This window comes from Seonamhaeicola sp. S2-3, from assembly GCF_001971785.1.
Lineage (GTDB): Bacteria > Bacteroidota > Bacteroidia > Flavobacteriales > Flavobacteriaceae > Seonamhaeicola.
Genome location: NZ_CP019389.1, coordinates 1,631,498 through 1,650,950, shown reverse-complemented (window position 1 = coordinate 1,650,950; position 19,453 = coordinate 1,631,498). Strand labels below are relative to the sequence as shown.

Sequence of the window (19,453 nt, the reverse complement as noted above, 5' to 3'; positions counted from 1 at the left end):
TAACGCAAAAAACACTAGAAAAAATGATATTACATAAATCTGAAAAATTAACCTTCTTCACTCCCGAAGACTCTCATGATGACACTTTAGGCGCTTTATTTGTTGATGCCGGAATTTCAGCAGGATTCCCATCTCCTGCCGAAGATTTTAAAGAACAACGCTTATCACTAGACAAAGAACTTATAAAAAATAAAGAAGCTACCTTTTTTGCACGTGTAAGTGGGCAATCTATGATAAACGCAGGATTAGACGACAATGATTTATTGGTAATAGACCGAAGTTTAGAACCCGAAAACAATAAAATAGCCGTTTGCTTTTTAGATGGCGAATTTACCGTAAAACGCCTAAGAGTAGATAAAGATGAAGTTTGGCTACAACCAGAAAACCCAAACTACCCTATTATTAAAGTAACACCAGAAAATGAATTTATTATTTGGGGTATTGTAACTAATGTAATTAAGAAAGTGTAAAAAACTACTGCGTTTCTAAACAAGTTTTTAGTAACGCATAAGCTCTGGTAATATGTCCCTCAACAGTTTTTATAGTAATGTTTAATTTTTCGGCAACTTGAGCACGCTTTAAACCAGAAATTTTACTCTCTACAAAAACTTGTTTGCATTTTTCTGGTAACAGCTCTATACACCCCTTTATCTTAGATAACCTCTCGTTTTTTATTGTAGAATCTGTTTCTACAGCTCTCATTACTGCGGTGTGATAATATGAAGAAAGCATTTCATCATGCCTTTGTTGCTTTCTATAGTTATCCATAAGCGTATTATAAGCGGCTCTAAAAAGGTAACTTTTTAATGACTTTTTTACCGTTAACCTTTTTCTTCTATGCCATAATTTAATAAAAACATCTTGTACAGGCATTTTAGGATTAAGAAAAAGAGTTGTATAATTATATCAGGATTTATTTATTAACTTGTATAGCTATTTTAGGACGGGTCAACCCTATAGTAACCCTATAGATATCCTATGGATGTCCTATGGATACTCTATAAGTAAAATAAGCTGTTTTATATCTAAAAAAGTGACTCCACCAGGACTCGAACCTGGATCTAAAGTTTAGGAAACTCTTGTTCTATCCCTTGAACTATGGAGCCCTTCCATCTTCTTAAAACAAAAAAGACCTTACATTGCTGTAAAGTCTTTATCGCTCCTCAGGCTGGGCTCGAACCAGCGACCCTCTGATTAACAGTCAGATGCTCTAACCAACTGAGCTACTGAGGAAGGTTATGTTTCGCTTTTGCGAGCGCAAATATATATATATTTTTATTTACTACAATACAATTTTTAAAAAAATTTATCCAAAAATTGCTTTATAAATATCATTACCGTTTGCAAATAATACTAAAGCTATTAAAATAAAGAAACCAACCATTTGTGCATACTCCATAAACTTGTCTCCTGGCTTTCTACCAGACACCATTTCATATAGTAAAAACATAACATGGCCACCATCTAACGCTGGTATTGGCAATAAATTTAAAACTCCTAGCATAATAGATAAAAAAGCTGTAATTCCCCAAAAGGCTTCCCAACTCCATGTATTTGGAAAAATATCAAAAATAGCTTTAAATCCGCCCACACCTTTGTAAGCTCCTGTACTTGGACTAAAAATTAAGCCCAATTGATCCCAATATGAGGTAATTTGACGTATAAACTTATTATACCCTACACCAAAGCTTTCTCCAAAAGAATACTCTTTTCTAGTTATTGATAAATAACCCAGTTCTTCAAATTTGTTATATGATCCCGTAGGAATGATTCCAAACTTACCATATTGATCAACTTTTAAGGTTCTCTTAATATTTTCATCGCCTCTTAAAACATCAACCGTAACAGTTTGTCCTTTTAGTGAATCTAAAGCAGATTTAAACTGATCAAAATATTTAATCTTTTTTCCGTTAATTCCTTGAATAATATCACCTTCTTTTAAATCAACCCCTTTGTTTAATGATGAGTCTGTAACCTTACCAAAAATAAAAGGCATTCTTATTTCAAAAAGGCTCCTATCTTTACTTGTTGATAACTGACCTAAAAAATCTTCTGGCAATTCAATGGTTTTCTCTATACCATCTCTTAAAAATGTAATTGACTTAGCTCCAATAAACTTTGTCTTTATATCAGAATAATTTTCTACTTTATAATCTCCAACTGCTATAATTTTATCTCCTGTTTTAAAACCTAAATCTGTAAGCAACGGGTTTTCTATATAATAACCATCTTTTATACTTGATGCAGAAATATCAGTATCTCCATAAAAGAATGAAGCAAAAATGTAAATAATTAAAGCCAACACAAAATTAACAGTAACTCCGCCTAACATAATAATTAAACGTTGCCATGCAGGTTTAGAACGAAACTCCCATGGTTGTGCAGGTTTAGCCATTTGCTCGGTGTCCATACTTTCATCTATCATACCAGCTATTTTTACATAGCCTCCTAAAGGCAACCAACCTATACCATAAACAGTTTCACCTATTTTCTTTTTAAATAGTGAAAATTTAACATCAAAAAATAAATAAAACTTTTCTACTCTGGTTTTAAAAGCTTTGGCAGGTATAAAATGCCCTAACTCATGTAAAACAATTAGTAGTGATAAACTCAATAAAAATTGAGATATTTTTATAACAAACTCCATAGGTCTTCAATCAATTTTTTTTTCGTAACCGCACAAAAGTAAACTTTTAAACCAAGTATAAAAAGACATTTATGCATTGTACACCTATTTAACACTAATTTAAGCATCTGTATAATTTAAAAAATTCAAATTTCATTGTACTTTTACCAAAATTTATTTCCCGTATAAAATGCTTTCATTTTTTAAAGAATACAAAAAATTTGCTATTGTATTTGCTGTAATTTCGGCAATTATTATTGCTGTAATTTATAACACACTAAATGTTTATAAACCACTTCCTATCTATCAACCCGCTATGGTAAGTACAGAATTGGTTGATAGCACTATTCAATACAAAAAGAAGTACCATAAAATAGCCGATTTTTCGCTTATTAACCAAAACGGAAAAATAATTACGCAAAAAGACTACGAAAACAAAATCTACGTAGCCGATTTCTTTTTTACTACCTGCCAAACCATTTGTCCTATCATGACAAAAAACATGGCAGATATTCAAAAAGAAATAATAAATGATGATGATGTAATGCTTTTATCTCATTCTGTAACTCCAGAAATTGACACGGTGGCTCAACTAAAACGTTATGCCATAAAAAAAGGGGTTATTGATTCTAAATGGAATTTAGTTACAGGTGATAAAAAACAAATATATAAGTTAGCAAGAAAAAGTTATTTAGCAGTTAAAGACCAAGGCGATGGCGGACCATTTGATATGGTGCATACCGAAAACTTTATGCTTATTGACAAAAAACGACAAATAAGAGGGTTTTACGATGGCACTAATAAAGAAGACATTAAACGTTTACTTAAAGATATTGCTATTTTAAAAGAAGAGTATAAATAAATGCACAACTTGGATAAAGCTAAACCAATGGGAGTACCCAAATATTTACACTTTAACTTTTAAACTAATAAAGTTTACACTATTTTTGCTTCTTTAAAATCAATCTAAATAAGCTTGAAGGAGACTATTGCAAATCTTAAAAAAGGCGAACGCGGTATAATTACAGATGTTTCGTCTATTCACATACCGTTAAAACTACTTGAAATGGGGTGTTTACCAGGTAATACTGTAGAGCTTGTTCAAGTAGCTCCTTTTGCAGATCCTATGTATTTAAACATCAATGGATCTCACCTAGCCATTAGAAAGGAAACTGCTATTCATATTTTAATTGAAAAAGTAGCGAATGAGTAAGCAAATAAATGTAGCTCTAATTGGGAACCCCAATACAGGAAAGACCTCTGTATTTAATGCTCTTACAGGCTTAAATCAAAAAGTTGGTAATTACCCTGGTATTACTGTTGATAAAAAAGAAGGCGTTTGCAAACTAACACGCAACCTTAAAGCACACATTCTAGATTTACCCGGAACATACAGTTTAAATGCATCATCATTAGATGAGAGCGTAGTAATTGAGTTGCTTTTAAACAAAAATGGTAAAGATTTCCCAGATGTAGCGGTATTGGTAACAGATGTTGAAAATCTTAAACGTAATTTACTTTTATTTACTCAAATAAAAGATTTAGAAATACCCACACTATTGGTAATTAATATGGCCGATAGAATGTCTAGAAAAGGTATTTCTTTAAATGTTGAGCACCTTGAAGAACTACTAAACACCAAAATTGCCGTTGTTAGTACTCGTAAAAATGAAGGTATAGATAAATTAAAAGAGCTCATTACTAATTACAATACGCTAAATACCAAACCCTGTTTAGATATTAGCAGTATTGATAAAAATTATTTTGAAAATTTAAAAAAAACATTTCCTAACCAATCACTTTACAAACTTTGGCTAGTTATTACCCAAGATGTAAATTTTGGTAAAATTGAACGCAACGACTTTAATGATATAAACGATTTTAAAACAAAAAGTAACGCAGATTTAAAACGTTTACAACAAAAAGAAACCATAAAACGCTACCAGTTTATAAATAATGTTCTAAAAAAAGGACTTACAATAGACCTAGCAAATGCAAGCGACTTACGCATTAAATTAGATAGAATTTTAACTCATAAATTTTGGGGTTACATCATCTTTTTAGTTATTCTATTTTTAATGTTTCAAGCCGTTTACGATTGGGCAACGTACCCAACCGATTTAATAGATGAAGGGTTTGCATCCTTAGCTAATTGGGTTAAAAACACATTACCCCCAGGAGTTTTTACAAACTTATTATCAGAAGGTATTATTGCTGGTATTGGTGGTATTATGGTATTTATCCCTCCTATTGCATTTCTATTCCTATTTATAGCATTGCTTGAAGAAAGCGGTTATATGAGCCGCGTAGTGTTTTTAATGGATAAAATAATGCGTCGTTTTGGCTTAAGCGGAAAAAGTGTAGTACCTCTAATTTCGGGTAATGCTTGTGCTGTTCCTGCTATTATGGCTGCCAGAAATATTGAGAATTGGAAAGAACGCCTTATTACAATTCTTGTTACTCCATTTACCACGTGTTCTGCAAGATTACCTGTTTACGTTATAATTATTGCGCTAGTAATTCCAGAAGGTACCTTTTTAGGTATGGGCTATAAAGCACTCACCTTAATGGCGCTTTATGTTATTGGCTTTTTAACAGCTATTGTATCGGCTTATATTTTAAACAAAATACTTAAAATTAAAAGTAAAACGTATTTTGTTATAGAAATGCCAAGTTATAAAATTCCGTTGTTTAAAAATGTAGCACTAACTGTTATAGAAAAAACAAAAGCTTTTGTATTAGAAGCTGGTAAAATAATACTAGCTATTTCTATTATTTTATGGGTGTTAGCTTCATATGGTCCTGGAGAAAATTTTAATAATGCCGAAGAAATTATTAAAACTGAATATACTCAGGCATCTGAAAAAGAACTAGAAGACAAAATAGCAGCTCATAAATTAGAACACAGCTATATTGGTATTATAGGTAAATCTATAGAACCTGTAATACGTCCGTTAGGATACGATTGGAAAATTGGCATTGGTTTAGTGACCTCTTTTGCAGCGCGCGAAGTTTTTGTTGGTACACTGGCAACTATTTACAGTGTTGGAAGTGCCAATGATAGCGAAGATGAAGATACCATTAAAAACAAAATGGCCGCAGAAGTTCATCCAGATGGCACAAAAGTATTTACGTTAGCCTCTGGTATTTCGCTTTTACTTTTTTATGCCTTTGCTATGCAATGCATGAGTACTTTAGCCATTGCAAAACGAGAAACCAATAGTTGGAAATGGCCCATGCTTCAGTTAGTATTTATGAGTGGTTTTGCGTATATTGCTGCTTTAATAGCATTTCAGTTTTTAAAATAAAAATGAATAACATTATTCAAAATATATTAGTTTTTTCAGTTTTGGCTATTGCAGTTATTTTTTTAGTTAAAAAATATATCTTGCCTAAACCAAAATCTAAAAAAGCTTGTGGTGGCAACAATAATTGCGGTTGCCATTAACCCTATATACGTCTTTTTAACAACCAACTAAACCAATGAAAACCAAAATATTTACTTAAATAAATTTTACCCCCTATTTTGTAAATAACAAGTTAACTTTAAATAAGTTTTCAATTTTTGCTTTCTTAAAATTCACTAACTTTGTATTAGTGAGCAAATTAATATGCATATTACTATCTGGTTTTATACTCATGCAAAGTTTTCATGTAGTAGCAGAAGATCTTTTGCAAATAGATGAGTTTTTAGAACACGCTCAATATCATAAACAAGAATATGGCGATAACTTTTTTGTGTTCTTATCAAAACATTATGGTAAACTAAAATTAGAACACAATAACAAACATCAAGAAGAACAAAGTGACCATGAACAGTTACCATTTCAATGTCAGGGACACTGCTCTATACTTATTGGCTTTATTCCCTTTCAAACTTCATATCACATCAATACTTTAGAGGTTACCAAAACCACTAAAACTAATTTTCACTATTTAAACCTATACGCTTCTCTTAACAATAAAGAGTTACTTCATCCGCCTAGGCAAGCATAATTCAATACATATTAAATATTCTTTTCAACTATATATTCTATGGGTTGATAAATCTTTAAACAATGAATTATGTTATCTTATATTATAAAATTTAGCTTACGGAATAAATACCTTATTCTAATTTTTACCGCGTTTATAATTGGTTTTGGCTTATATGCCTTGTCAAAAATTTCTATTGGTGCTGTACCAGATGTAACCAATAATCAGGTACAAGTAATTACTACATCTAGAAATCTATCTACGCAGGATATGGAACAGTTTATTACCTATCCTGTAGAGTTAGAAATGGCAAATTTACCTGGTGTTCAAGAAATTCGTTCGGTGTCAAAATTTGGGTTATCGGTAGTAACCATTGTTTTTGATGATGCTATTGGCACCTATTTACCTCGTCAACTTATTGCCGAAAAAATAAAATCGGCTTCAGAAAAAATTCCTGAAGGCTTTGGCAAACCAGAAATGGGACCTATAACCACCGGGTTAGGAGAAATCTACCAATATATTCTAGATGTTAAACCCGAATATAAAGATAATTATACCGCTCAAGATTTACGCACCATACAAGATTGGATTGTAAAACGACAATTATCAGGAATACCCGGTGTGGTAGAAGTAAACACTTGGGGCGGATTTTTAAAACAGTATGAAGTGGCTTTAAACATCAACAAATTAAACGCTATGCAAATTTCGGCTCATGAGGTTTTTAGTGCCTTAGAGAAAAACAATAGTGTTGCTGGTGGTGGTTATATTGAAAAAGTAAATCAAGCTTATTTTATTAGAGGAGATGGTTTGGTGACTTCTCTAGATGACATTAGAAATATTGTTATTAAAAACACCAACGGTATTCCTGTTTATATAAAAGACGTAGCTAAAGTAGGTTTTGGAAATGCTACCCGGTTTGGTGCTATAACTGGAAATGGCGAAGGTGAAAAAGTACTAGGGCAAGTCATGATGCTTAAAGGCGCCAACTCTAAAGAAGTTATTGAAGCAGTAAAAGAACGTGTTGATGCCATTTCAAAATCATTACCTAAAGGCGTGTATATTAATGCCTTTTTAGATCGAAGTGAACTCATTGCAAAAACCACATTTACTATAACCGAAAACCTAGTTTTAGGTTGTCTTATTGTGGTGTTTGTGGTAGTACTCCTTTTAGGAAACATCCGCTCTGGTTTGGTAGTGGCATCGGTAATTCCGCTCTGTTTATTATTTGCCATATCACTCATGTATATTTTTGGGGTAGATGCTAATTTAATGAGTCTAGGGGCTATTGATTTTGGGATTATCATTGACGGCGCCGTTATTATAGTTGAGTTTATTGCTTTTCAAATCACCAAAAATCAAGCAAAAATTGTATCGTTATCTAAAAACCAACTTCAGCCATTTAAAGATAGTATTACATTTAACGGAGCTTCAAAAATGATGAATTCTGCCATTTTTGGGCAGCTCATTATACTCATTGTATTCATTCCTATTTTATCATTAAGTGGTGTTGAAGGCAAAATGTTTAAACCTATGGCATTAACCTTTAGTTTTGCTTTAGTAGGCGCCATGATTTTTTGTTTTACCTATGTACCTGTAGCAGCTACGTTATTTTTAAAACCCACTGTACAATCCAATAAAAATATATCCATTCGCTTAATGCGCTTTTTAAATAACATCTATAACCCAACCATAAATTGGGCTTTTAGAAGTAAAAAACTGGTACTTGGTTTAGCTGCTACATTATTAGCTATTGCTATTTACATATTTACAACCATGGGTGGCGAATTTGTGCCCACTTTAGATGAAGGCGATTTTGTTATTCAACCGGTTTTAAAAACAGGAACTTCATTAAAAAAGACTGTTGAAATCACCACAAAAATTGAAAACATCTTGCTAGAAAAATTTCCAGAGGTAAAACAAGTGGTAACCAGAATTGGTGCTGCCGAAGTTCCAACAGACCCTATGTCTATGGAAGAAAGTGATGTTATTATTGTACTAAAACCAAAAAATGAATGGGTATCGGCAACTTCTAAAGACGAATTAGCCGATAAATTTAAGGAGGCACTAGCTATAATTCCCGGTATGGAAGTAGAATTTACCCAACCTATTGAAATGCGGTTCAATGAACTTATAACAGGGGTTAGGGCAGATATAGCCATTAAAATTTTTGGTGAAGATTTAGATATTCTTTCAAAAAAAGGAAATGAAATAAAATCACTCATTGAACATGTAGAAGGTGCTGCCGATATAACTGTTGAAAAAATTGATGGCTTACCCCAAATGAGTGTAGAATATAACAGAGCAAAAATTGCCCGATACGGATTAAATATTGAAGACCTCAACACCATGCTTTCTATGGGATTTGCAGGTAAAACCGTAGGGCAAGTTTTTGAAGGTGAAAAACGCTTTGACTTAGTGGTAAGACTAGACCAAAATAACCGTACAGACATAGAAAACATTAAAAACTTATATGTTGATTTACCCAACGGTGGTAAAGTACCCATGCATGAATTAGCTAATATTACTTACAAAAAAGGCGCTGCAAAAATTTCAAGAGATGATACCAAAAGAAGAATAGTGGTTGGAATTAATGTAAGAAATAGAGATTTAGAATCGGTTGTAAAAGACATACAATCACTCATTGATAAAAACATCAACCTTCCCGCAGGTTATAGCATCACCTATGGTGGCCAATTTGAAAATTTAGAAACCGCCAAATCTAGATTAGAAGTAGCCGTACCTATTGCGCTCATCCTTATTTTTATTATGCTCTACTTCGCATTTAAATCTTTAAAAGAAGCGCTCTTAATATTCTCTGCTATACCATTAGCAGCGGTTGGTGGCGTACTACTATTGTGGTTTAGAGGCATGCCTTTTAGCATTTCTGCAGGGGTAGGTTTTATTGCATTATTTGGTATTGCTGTTTTAAACGGTATTGTACTCATTGAACATTTTAAAGAATTAAATCATAAAGATTTTAAAGACATGGAAACATTGATAAAACATGGTGCTAAAGATAGGCTTCGTGCTGTATTGTTAACAGCATCTGCAGCAGCTTTAGGATTTTTACCCATGGCTGTTTCAACCAATGCGGGTGCAGAAGTGCAGCGTCCGTTAGCCACCGTGGTAATTGGCGGATTAATAACTTCTACCATACTTACGCTTGTTGTATTACCTATACTCTATTCTTACTTTGTGAAGTTTAAAAAAATTAGAATCAAGAAGAAAATGAAACCATCTTCTATAACGGTTATACTAATATTATTCGGTTTAATGACTTCTAAATCTTTTGGACAAAACAATCAAAATTCGCTAAATGACCTTATTAAAATAGCTATAGAAAATAACTCAGGACTCAAAGCAAACCATTTAAAAATGATGCAGTCAAAGGCTTTAATAAATAGTGCCTTCAATTTTGATAAAACAGAAATTTACTATGGTTATGATGAAAATAATTTAGCTAGTAACAATAAACCCATTAGCGTTTTTGGTGTTCAACAAGAATTCATGTTTCCTACTGTTTATGGTTCTCAAAAAAAACTACAAAACGCTAATTACAATTTAGAATCTTCTAGTTATGCCATAAAAGAAAAAGCCTTAATGCGCAAAATAACATCTAGCTACTATCAATATATTTTTACTTTAGAAAAAGCACGAATTCACAAAACTTTAGATAGTTTATATCAAAATTTTGCTCACAATGCACAACGACGTTTTGAGTTGGGTGAAACTAATTATTTAGAAAAAATAACAGCTAAATCTAAACAACGGCAAGTAAACTTAAACCTTACAAAAGCAAAAGACGAAGTTGCTATTGCATACACCCAATTAATGAGTTTGGTGCAAAGTGACGATAGCTTACTAATTGCTGTTCAGCCTTTAAAAAAGATAGATATAGCTTTAACAAATTTAAACGAAAGTGCAGAAATATCGCTTTACACCCATGCTATTGCAGTAGCAGAACAATCTAGAAAATTAGAACAACAAAAATTGTTGCCAGATATAACGTTAAACTACTTTCAAGGCAGTAATTCTGGGATAACTTCTAATTTAACAGGCTATCAAATTGGATTAAAAATTCCTTTGTTATTCACTGGAAAGGCTTCAAAAATAAAAGCTTCAAAAATTTCAGAAGATATAGCTGCAGAAAAGCTTCAAGATTACGCCATTCAATTAAAAACCAAGCGAAAAGTATTACTATCACAATTAAGTAAGTACCAAAAAGCATTAGATTATTTTGAAACTGAAGATTTTCAACTTTCAAAGGAAATTTTAAAAACCGCCAATAGCAGCTTTAAAAACGGCGAGATAGATTTTTATCAGTATATCTTAAGTCTGGAGAATGCTTACCAAATTCAGCTTAATTATCTAGAAAACCTCAACACATACAACCAAACCGTTATAGCAATTAATTTCTTAACCCTTTAAAAAATGTATATCATGACTCAAACATATAAATTATTAACTATAAGCTTTTTATTGGCTGTTTTAGGATGTAAAAATTCTGAAAAAAACGCTCAAAATTTAGCAAATGATAATCGTATTGTAATTTCAAAAGAACAATTTAATGCTAATAATATGGCTTTGGGCCAATTAGAAAAAAAGACTTTTCCGGTTAGTGTAAAAGTAAATGGTATGATAGATGTTCCGCCAGAAAACAAAGCCACCGTAAATGCTATTGTAGGCGGCTATGTAAAATCTATTTCATTACTAGTAGGCAATAAGGTTAAAAAAGGGCAAATGTTAGTTTCTATAGAAAATCCTGAGTTTATTAAAATGCAACAAGAATATCTGGAAATTAAAGAGCAGCTTAATTACTTAAAGTCTGAATACAACAGACAAAATACTATGTTTAAAGAAAATATTATTTCAGAAAAGAAATTTTTAAAAGCCGAAAGTGAATTTAAGTCTGCCGTTGCAAAATACAACGGTCTTAAAAAACAATTATCACTAATAAACATAAACCCTTCAAAAGTAGAACAAGGAAAAATAACGTCTGTAGCTAATATTTTTGCACCCATAAATGGTAGTATTACCAACATATTTGTTTCAAAAGGTAGTTATGTAACCCCTTCCTCACCCATTTTAGAGATTATTGATAATAGCCATATTCATTTAGAACTTTCGGTTTATGAAAAAGACATTATGTATATTAAAAAACACCAAACAATACACTTTAACATTCCTGAAAGCTCTAATAAAACCTATGAAGCCGAAGTACATTTAGTAGGCACCTCTATTGATGAAAATAGAACCATTAGAGTGCATGCACACCCAAAAGATGAATCGCAACATTTTCTAACGGGTATGTTTGTTAATGCCGAAATTGTAACTGATGAAATTACCTCTAGTGCCTTACCACAAAATGCAATTGTTGAGATGGAAAACAACCATTATCTGCTTGTTTTAGATGAAGTAGATGAACAAAACTATTATTTTACACAAACAAAAGTAACTGTTGGAAACACCCATGATGGTTATACAGAAATTAAAAGTGTAAATCCAGAAAACAGCAACGCTCAATATCTCACAAATGGTGCCTTTAGTTTAGTTGGTATATAATTACATTATAAAACTTAAAAAGATAGATTTGAATTTTAATCCTAAAAAAATAAGCCTTACAAAGACGTTTTTTTGGGTTTTACTATGCTTCTAATACAAATAAATTACTAGCAACTGCTTGTGATATGGTTTTTGTTTCGCCTTTAATTTCAATAACCATAGAGTCGTCATAATCTTCACGAGAAATAACCTTAATTTCAGAACCTAAAGCTATTTTATGTTTATCTAAATATTTTAAAAAAGTTGGCGAGGTATCTTTAACCCCAACACATACACCTTTGGTATTTTCGGGTAAAGTGAACAACAATACTTTGTTTGATTTTTTAATCTCGCCGCTTTTATCAGGAATTGGATCTCCATGAGGATCGTGGGTAGGATAATCTAGTAATTTATCCAGTTCATTTATTAACTTATCTGATTTTATATGTTCTAATTGTTCGGCTATATCGTGCACCTCATCCCACGAAAAATTAAGTTTTTCAACCAAAAACACTTCCCATAAACGGTGTTTCCTAACCACATCGGCAGCAATTTTTTTGCCTTTTGAAGTTAATGTAGCTCCTTGGTAACGCTTATAATCAACATAACCTTTGTCTGCTAATTTTTTTATCATGTCGGTTACCGAAGAAGCTTTTGTTGCTATAGCTTCGGCAATATTATTAGTACTTACCGTTAAGGTTCCATATTTACCTAACTGGTATATGGTTTTAATATAATTTTCTTCTGTAAGCGTTATCATCACTTCTGCATTTAATCGCAAATATAGTTTAAACGTATTTTTTAATCTATTTTTAGATTAATCTAAATTTATTTTTACATTTGTGTAAATTAAATAAACATAAAAGACTAAAAATGAAATTTATATTACTATTATTTATCAGTTCTCTACCATTAAACCTGTTAAGTCAAGAAATAAGTGGCCGTGTATTTTCTAATGGCCAGCCTATGCCCTTTGCAAATGTTTATATTGAAGAAATTAAAAAAGGCTCTATAACCAACGAAAACGGATTTTACACTATTAACAACATTAAAAAAGGGCAATACACTTTAATAGCATCGTTTACTGGGTACAAAACTCAAAAAAAACGTATTACTGCAAACAATAAGAACATCCAAATAGACTTTCATTTAAATGAATTAGCAATGCTAGATGAAGTAGTAGTTACAGGAACTTTAAAAGCAGTTTCTCGTTTAGAAAGCCCTGTTCCCGTAGAAGTTTATTCGCCTACTTTTTTAAAGAAAAACCCAACGCCCAATATTTTTGAGGCCTTGCAAAACGTAAATGGTGTACGCCCGCAAATTAACTGTAGTGTCTGCAATACTGGAGATATACATATTAATGGATTAGAAGGCCCTTACACTTTGGTTTTAATTGACGGCATGCCCATTGTAAGCGGACTTTCAACCGTTTACGGACTTTCGGGCATTCCCAACTCGCTCATAGAACAGATTGAAATAGTTAAAGGACCTGCTTCTTCGCTTTACGGTAGTGAAGCCGTTGGCGGACTTATTAATATTATTACAAAATTACCCGAAAACGCACCTATAGTATTTGCTGATAGTTACGTTTCTGGTTGGGGTGAAGTAAATACAGATATTGGATTTAAAGCTCGATTAGGAAACAAAACAGACATACTAACCGGCATAAACTATTTTAATTACAGTAATCCTATTGACAATAACAACGACAATTTTACAGACGTAACTCTTCAAGATAGGGTGTCGGTATTTCAAAAATGGAATTTCAAACGCACTAACAATCGGCTTTTTTCTTTGGCAGGTCGGTTTTTTTATGAAGACCGTTGGGGTGGTGAAATGCAATGGAATCCTTCGTACCGTGGAGGTAATGAAATTTACGGAGAAAGTATTTACACCAATCGTTTTGAAATTTTAGGAAAATACCAATTACCTGTTAATGAAAAGATACTTCTTCAGTTTTCGTATACAGATCATCATCAAAATTCAGTATATGGTGATACGCCCTATATAGCAGACCAACGTATTGGGTTTACTCAATTTACATGGGATAAACCGCTTAAAAATCATGATTTGCTATTTGGGGTAGCGGCTCGTTATAATTTTTACAACGACAATACACCTGCCACTCCTAAAGCAGATAAACTTGTTATCCCCTCTCTATTTGTTCAAGATGAAATAAAATTAAATAAAAAACACAACCTACTTTTAGGTGGTCGTTATGATTACGATAAAAGGCATGGTAACATTCTCACACCTAGAATAGCATATAAATTTAAACCAACAGACAACGACATATTCCGTATTAATGCTGGTACTGGGTTTAGAGTAGTTAATTTATTTACAGAAGAACATGCAGCACTTACAGGAGCAAGAGATGTGGTTATAACCGAAGCCCTAAAACCAGAACGCTCATATAACATTAATCTTAATTATATGACAAAAATTTTTACTAAAAGCAGTATTATTATTGGTTTAGATGCCTCGGCTTGGTACACCCACTTTGATAACGTTATTTTACCAGATTACGATACTAACCCTAACCAAATTATTTATGATAATTTAGACGGAAAAGCCATAAGCCAAGGGGTTAGTGTTAATATGGATGTTATGTTTTCTAATGGCATAAAATTGTTAGCAGGTGCAACCATTCAAGATGTATCTAAAACCGAAAATAATGTTACAGAACGCCAAATTTTAACCGAAAGTTTTACGGGTACTTGGTCGGCTTCGTACAAAAACTACAAATACTATTTTACCGTAGATTATACTGGAAATCTTTATGGCCCTATGAAATTACCACTTTTGAGCGACTTAGACCCTAGACAAGCCGAATCCCCCTATTGGAGCATTCAAAACATTCAACTTACTTTTGATGGTTTAAAAAACTTTGAAATTTATGGAGGCGTAAAAAACCTACTTAATTGGACCCCAAATAAGGGCAACCCATTTATAATTGCTAGAGCTCATGATCCGTTTGATGAAGAAGTACAATTTGATAGCAACGGAAATGCAATTGCGACAGCGAACAACCCATATGCCTTAACTTTTGACCCAGCTTATGTATATGGACCAAACCAAGGAAGACGTTTGTTTTTTGGGTTGAGATACACTTTAAACTAACGGTTTAGGTTATGCGTAGTGCGGGATTTAAAGGCACTTCACTTTCCGTTTAGTAGGTTAGCTTATTTAATATAATTACTTTTATATCAGTATTTTAACCCGCTCTACGTATAACCAATGTTAGTGGATGACATTTTAATACTTTCTAAAATTCGTTTATTTCTATGATTAACTAAATCAGTTATATGTGATTTAAATTGGTAATATTCTTCTATTGTCTTAAGAAATGATGGGCTTTTAAAATCATCAAATGGAAGAGAGAATTTCACTTGTTCTTTTTCATCAATAAAATCTTGAAGAAGAAAAAAGTCTATATATTCACGAAAATTGTTGAATAATGAAAAAAAGCTTGAATATCGTTTAAAGACTTGGTAAAGTGGGCTATCCAGACCTAAATAATATCGTTTTACACATTCGATAGTTAAATCAAGTCTATCAGCAATTAACCTATTAAATCCCCTTGCTCCGTTAATAGTTATTTTATTGTCAATTCTAATACTTGGCCAAATCATTGTTCCTCCCAGTGTATTTAGTGTCAATTTTTCAAATTCTTTGATTTCTGTTTCTGATATTTGAGAAACAATAAATTTTGTTCTATGACACTTACGTACAAAACCATAGAGAGCCATATCACTTGATAAATAAAATTCGCCTAATTCTGATTTATGATAGAGTCGGTTCTGACTTGTCTTACTTAAAGTAAACAATTTTCCATTTGGCAAAGGTTTACTCCATACAATTCGGTGATATTCTTGTAAAGTAGGACTCCATCTATCTGGATCTCTACCTTTAGATTCCTTCCGAAAATCAAAATTAATGTCAATTTTATTCATTCTTGCAGTGTCGTTTTATACTTGCCTCTGACTTATAACTACAAGCCGAAACATACCCTCTAAAATTAAAATTTGATAGAAAAATAACCGTTTGAATCAGTGTCAACGGTTATTTTTTGTTTTATAGATTAAAAAATAATCCTCCAAATTTGAGCCACTAAAAAAGTAACAACAAACCCTAAAACAATAGGCATAATAGACGCAAAAACAGTCCATTTCACACTCTTTGTTTCTTTATAAATAGTATAAATAGTTGTACTACACGGATTATGCAATAAACTAAACAGCATTAAGTTAATAGCCGTTAGTAAAGTCCAACCTCCTGCACGTAAAATATCGCCAGTAGCAGTCACCGAATCTAGTTCAAACATAACACCCGCACCAGATCCAGCATTAATACCTGTTACCATAACAGTTAGCATTAATATGGTAGGAATAACAATTTCATTAGCCGGAATAGCTACTATATAAGCTAACAAAATGACCCCGTTTAAACCTAAAAGAAACCCAAAATCATCTAAAAAATCAATCACCCAAGCAGCAATACTTGCATCACCTACATATACATTAGAAATTAGCCAAATAACAGCACCAGCAGGAGTAGCAAATACAATAGCACGCCATAAAACAATCATAGTTCTATCTATTAACGACGTATATAGGGTTTTCCAAAAACGAGGTGGACGATAAGGAGGCAACTCTAAATTAAATGTAGAAACCTCGCCTTTTAACATGGTTTTAGACAATGCCCATGAAGTACCAAACATAAAAGCCATACCCAAAACAGCTATTCCTATAACAGCCAATAAGGATACCAAACTAGACCATGAAGCCGGCACTACAGCTCCAATAAAAATGGTGGCTATTAAAATTTGTGTAGGCCAACGCCCATTGCATAACGAAAAATTATTGGTTATAATAGCTATTAAACGCTCTCTAGGACTATCTATAATTCTAGTTGCAACTACGCCCGCAGCATTACAACCAAAACCCATACTCATGGTTAAAGCTTGTTTGCCATGTGCTCCTGATTTTTTGAATAAACTATCTAAATTAAAAGCAATTCTGGGTAAATAACCAAAATCTTCAAGTAATGTAAACAAGGGGAAAAAGATGGCCATTGGGGGCAACATAACCGCAATAACCCATCCTACAGCAAGATAAACACCATCTATTAAGAATCCATCTAACCACCATGGCATTCCTATATTTGAAGCCAGAGTTTTTAAAGCAGGATGAATGGTATCTAGTAACAATTCTGCTAACAAGCCAGAAGGATAATTGGCTCCTATAATAGTTATCCACAACACCACTGCTAAGATTAAAAACATAATAGGAAACCCAAAAGTTTTACTGGTAACTATTTTATCAATTTGTCTATCTAACCGAAAGCGTTTTTTTGAATCATCAACCTGTACCGTATCTCGTACTATTTGAGCAGCATCGGCATAAATACCTTCGGTTAAATTATCGTGAAAATCATCACCAATTTGCCAACGCAATTCGTTTGATAATTCTAATATATGGTCTATTTTATTATTCTTCATAATTTAAAACACCAATTAGTTAAACTAATTCTCCTGCTCTTAAAGCATTAATTATATGTGTGTCTCCTTCTAATAATCTAAAGGCAATCCACCGGCTATTAGCAATATTTGGAAATTCTTTTTCTATTTCTTTTGCAAGTGTTGTTACCGCTTTTTCAATATTACTTGGTACATTTTTTATACGGTGTGGTTTACATATAATATTACCATTTGCTATCTCGCTAATGGTGTGAATTAACTCTGGAATACCGTGATTAAACCTAGCACTTGTTGGCACTACAGGAATGCCTAAATCGCGCGCTAAGATGCGCTGATCTATAGTAATATGATTTCTTTTAGCTTCATCCATTAGATTTAAACACAGTACTGCTTTATCTGTAATTTCTAATATTTGAAGTACTAAATTCAAATTACGTTCTAACCTATTGGCATCAACAACAATTACGGTAACGTTAGGTTTTCCGAAAAGAATAAAATCTCGAGCAGTTTCTTCATCTTCTGATGTTGAAAGCAATGAATACGTTCCTGGTAAATCAACTAATTTAAATTTTTGATTGTTGTACTGAAAACCACCTTCGGCTCTGGTAACGGTTTTACCTGGCCAATTTCCTGTATGTTGACGCAATCCTGTTAATGCATTAAACACAGTGCTTTTCCCCGTATTAGGATTTCCAGCTAAAGCCACTACAAAATTAAAATTTTGGGTATTTATCCCCAATTTTTTTAATCCTTCTGCATTGAAATATTCACAGGTTTCACAGGCACTTTTTACTTTTGTATCCATGATTTAATCTTTTTTAATGAGGATTTTTGACGCTTGTTTTTTTCTTAAAGCAATAGATGTTCCTTTAATTAAATAAGCATGCGGTTCTCCTAACGGATTAATTAAGTCTATTTTAATACGAGCACCTTTTACAAAACCTAAATCTAAAAGTCGTCTTCTGCTTTCTCCTCTACTTTCTTTTGAAATCCCGATTATTTCAGCAGTTTCAGATGCTTTTAAACTTGACAATCTGGCAATATTATCTTCAATAATAATTTCTTTTTCAATAGGAGCTACAGTTAAATTTGCTGCTACAATAGGGGCTAATCTAAACTCTTCACCTTCTGACAGAAATACAATACGGGTAGCATTGTTTTCAACCACTCTGATAAGAGAGCCTATGTGTATGTTTTCGGCTAAAATTTGTTTGTAAATTATTTCGGGTTCATCTTCTATATGGGTAATTCTACCTATGGTATTTACAGGTAATAAAGGTAATTCTGTTCCGGTAACCTCAGCCATTTTTCCTGTTTTTGTAGGAATGGGGTCTCCATGTGGATCGAACTTAGGGTTTCCTAAATGCAAAGCTAAAGTGTTGGTTTCATCATGGTTTAACCTGTGCTCCATTTTTTCGGCTCTATCATGCCATTCGGTTTTATCAAAGCCCGTTTTATCTGCTAAATAACGTTCCCATAGTCTATGAACTCTAACAATACGCACGGCATATTCTCTACCTGTATTGGTTAATTTTAAAATATCAGATTCAAAATAAATTAAATCATTAATGGTCATTTTTTTTATAGCTTCAACAATGCTTTTATTGTTAAAATTTAAAACCTGAACCAAAGTTTTCATATCTACTTTGTTTTCAGAGTTTTCAAAATGATATAGCTGTTTTAAAATATCTTCAATAATTATTTTTTCATTACCTTTTAAATTCCTTTTAAGAATCCAAAACCAACCTTTTTGGGGTCTAAACAGAACAAAAAGCAATATTGCAATAACAAAAAAGATAATAAGTGCCGTTATTGGATTGTAGGTGTTCATA

At 32.5% G+C, this 19,453-nt stretch carries 13 protein-coding genes, 2 tRNA genes and 1 pseudogene; 8 read left to right on the top strand and 8 right to left on the bottom strand.

Features of this window, described 5'->3' with window-relative positions:
* Positions 1–23 precede the first annotated feature (23 nt).
* Positions 24–470, top strand: coding sequence for a LexA family transcriptional regulator (locus BWZ22_RS07700; RefSeq protein ID WP_076699108.1), 447 nt, complete (start codon positions 24–26; stop codon positions 468–470).
* 4 nt (positions 471–474) lie between these two features.
* Here the strand turns inward: BWZ22_RS07700 and BWZ22_RS07695 are convergent, their stop codons facing one another.
* The 4 genes from BWZ22_RS07695 to rseP form a co-directional block, all read right to left on the bottom strand.
* Positions 475–873, bottom strand: coding sequence for an RNA polymerase sigma factor (locus tag BWZ22_RS07695; RefSeq protein ID WP_076699107.1), 399 nt, complete (start codon positions 871–873; stop codon positions 475–477).
* Positions 874–1,034: 161 nt separating this feature from the next.
* Positions 1,035–1,106, bottom strand: a tRNA-Arg gene (locus BWZ22_RS07690).
* A 53-nt stretch (positions 1,107–1,159) separates the two neighbouring features.
* Positions 1,160–1,233: transfer RNA gene (locus tag BWZ22_RS07685), tRNA-Asn, on the bottom strand.
* Between the two features lie 73 nt (positions 1,234–1,306).
* The gene (gene rseP, locus BWZ22_RS07680) at positions 1,307–2,647 is read right to left on the bottom strand and encodes an RIP metalloprotease RseP (protein WP_076699105.1); all 1,341 of its coding nucleotides are present in this window, start codon (positions 2,645–2,647) and stop codon (positions 1,307–1,309) included.
* Positions 2,648–2,816: 169 nt separating this feature from the next.
* On the opposite strand from rseP, the gene BWZ22_RS07675 reads away from it, so the two are divergent.
* The 6 genes from BWZ22_RS07675 (at position 2,817) to BWZ22_RS07650 (ending at position 12,163) form a co-directional block, all read left to right on the top strand.
* Positions 2,817–3,488, top strand: coding sequence for an SCO family protein (locus BWZ22_RS07675; RefSeq protein WP_076699103.1), 672 nt, complete (start codon positions 2,817–2,819; stop codon positions 3,486–3,488).
* A gap of 114 nt (positions 3,489–3,602) precedes the next feature.
* Positions 3,603–3,839, top strand: a complete 237-nt coding sequence (locus BWZ22_RS07670) for a FeoA family protein (RefSeq protein WP_076699102.1) — start codon at positions 3,603–3,605, stop codon at positions 3,837–3,839.
* The gene (feoB, locus tag BWZ22_RS07665) at positions 3,832–5,934 is read left to right on the top strand and encodes a ferrous iron transport protein B (RefSeq protein WP_076699100.1); all 2,103 of its coding nucleotides are present in this window, start codon (positions 3,832–3,834) and stop codon (positions 5,932–5,934) included. The genes BWZ22_RS07670 and feoB (BWZ22_RS07665) overlap by 8 nt, the downstream gene beginning before the upstream one ends.
* 289 nt (positions 5,935–6,223) lie before the next feature.
* The gene (locus BWZ22_RS07660; RefSeq protein WP_076699098.1) at positions 6,224–6,622 is read left to right on the top strand and encodes a hypothetical protein; all 399 of its coding nucleotides are present in this window, start codon (positions 6,224–6,226) and stop codon (positions 6,620–6,622) included.
* Positions 6,623–6,691: 69 nt separating this feature from the next.
* Positions 6,692–11,029, top strand: coding sequence for a CusA/CzcA family heavy metal efflux RND transporter (locus BWZ22_RS07655; RefSeq protein ID WP_076699097.1), 4,338 nt, complete (start codon positions 6,692–6,694; stop codon positions 11,027–11,029).
* Between the two features lie 12 nt (positions 11,030–11,041).
* Positions 11,042–12,163, top strand: coding sequence for an efflux RND transporter periplasmic adaptor subunit (locus BWZ22_RS07650; protein ID WP_076699095.1), 1,122 nt, complete (start codon positions 11,042–11,044; stop codon positions 12,161–12,163).
* Between the two features lie 82 nt (positions 12,164–12,245).
* Here BWZ22_RS07650 and BWZ22_RS07645 read toward each other — a convergent pair whose 3' ends face one another.
* Positions 12,246–12,902, bottom strand: a complete 657-nt coding sequence (locus BWZ22_RS07645; protein ID WP_076699094.1) for a metal-dependent transcriptional regulator — start codon at positions 12,900–12,902, stop codon at positions 12,246–12,248.
* A gap of 113 nt (positions 12,903–13,015) precedes the next feature.
* Here BWZ22_RS07645 and BWZ22_RS07640 point away from each other — a divergent pair, with 113 nt between their 5' ends.
* Positions 13,016–15,262, top strand: coding sequence for a TonB-dependent receptor (locus BWZ22_RS07640; RefSeq protein WP_076699092.1), 2,247 nt, complete (start codon positions 13,016–13,018; stop codon positions 15,260–15,262).
* A gap of 104 nt (positions 15,263–15,366) precedes the next feature.
* On the opposite strand, the gene BWZ22_RS07635 is transcribed toward BWZ22_RS07640, so the two are convergent.
* From BWZ22_RS07635 to BWZ22_RS07620, 3 genes and pseudogenes are all read right to left on the bottom strand, one after another.
* Positions 15,367–16,095: a hypothetical protein gene (locus BWZ22_RS07635; RefSeq protein ID WP_076699091.1), complete on the bottom strand. Its 729-nt coding sequence runs from the start codon at positions 16,093–16,095 to the stop codon at positions 15,367–15,369.
* A gap of 128 nt (positions 16,096–16,223) precedes the next feature.
* Positions 16,224–18,426: pseudogene (gene feoB, locus BWZ22_RS16755) on the bottom strand (ferrous iron transport protein B).
* 3 nt (positions 18,427–18,429) lie between these two features.
* Positions 18,430–19,452 carry a DtxR family transcriptional regulator gene (locus BWZ22_RS07620; RefSeq protein WP_083692234.1) on the bottom strand — a complete coding sequence of 341 codons (1,023 nt, stop codon included), beginning with the start codon at positions 19,450–19,452 and terminating at the stop codon, positions 18,430–18,432.
* Between the last annotated feature and the right edge of the window lies 1 nt (position 19,453).

Bases quoted from the DNA above. Each gene is read 5' to 3' on its own strand.
- BWZ22_RS07700 (WP_076699108.1), top strand. From the start codon at position 24: ATGATATTACATAAATCTGAAAAATTAACCTTCTTCACTCCCGAAGAC.
- BWZ22_RS07695 (WP_076699107.1), bottom strand. From the start codon at position 873: ATGCCTGTACAAGATGTTTTTATTAAATTATGGCATAGAAGAAAAAGG.
- rseP (WP_076699105.1), bottom strand. From the start codon at position 2,647: ATGGAGTTTGTTATAAAAATATCTCAATTTTTATTGAGTTTATCACTA.
- BWZ22_RS07675 (WP_076699103.1), top strand. From the start codon at position 2,817: ATGCTTTCATTTTTTAAAGAATACAAAAAATTTGCTATTGTATTTGCT.
- feoB (WP_076699100.1), top strand. From the start codon at position 3,832: ATGAGTAAGCAAATAAATGTAGCTCTAATTGGGAACCCCAATACAGGA.
- BWZ22_RS07655 (WP_076699097.1), top strand. From the start codon at position 6,692: ATGTTATCTTATATTATAAAATTTAGCTTACGGAATAAATACCTTATT.
- BWZ22_RS07650 (WP_076699095.1), top strand. From the start codon at position 11,042: ATGACTCAAACATATAAATTATTAACTATAAGCTTTTTATTGGCTGTT.
- BWZ22_RS07645 (WP_076699094.1), bottom strand. From the start codon at position 12,902: ATGATAACGCTTACAGAAGAAAATTATATTAAAACCATATACCAGTTA.
- BWZ22_RS07640 (WP_076699092.1), top strand. From the start codon at position 13,016: ATGAAATTTATATTACTATTATTTATCAGTTCTCTACCATTAAACCTG.
- BWZ22_RS07635 (WP_076699091.1), bottom strand. From the start codon at position 16,095: ATGAATAAAATTGACATTAATTTTGATTTTCGGAAGGAATCTAAAGGT.
- BWZ22_RS07620 (WP_083692234.1), bottom strand. From the start codon at position 19,452: ATGAACACCTACAATCCAATAACGGCACTTATTATCTTTTTTGTTATT.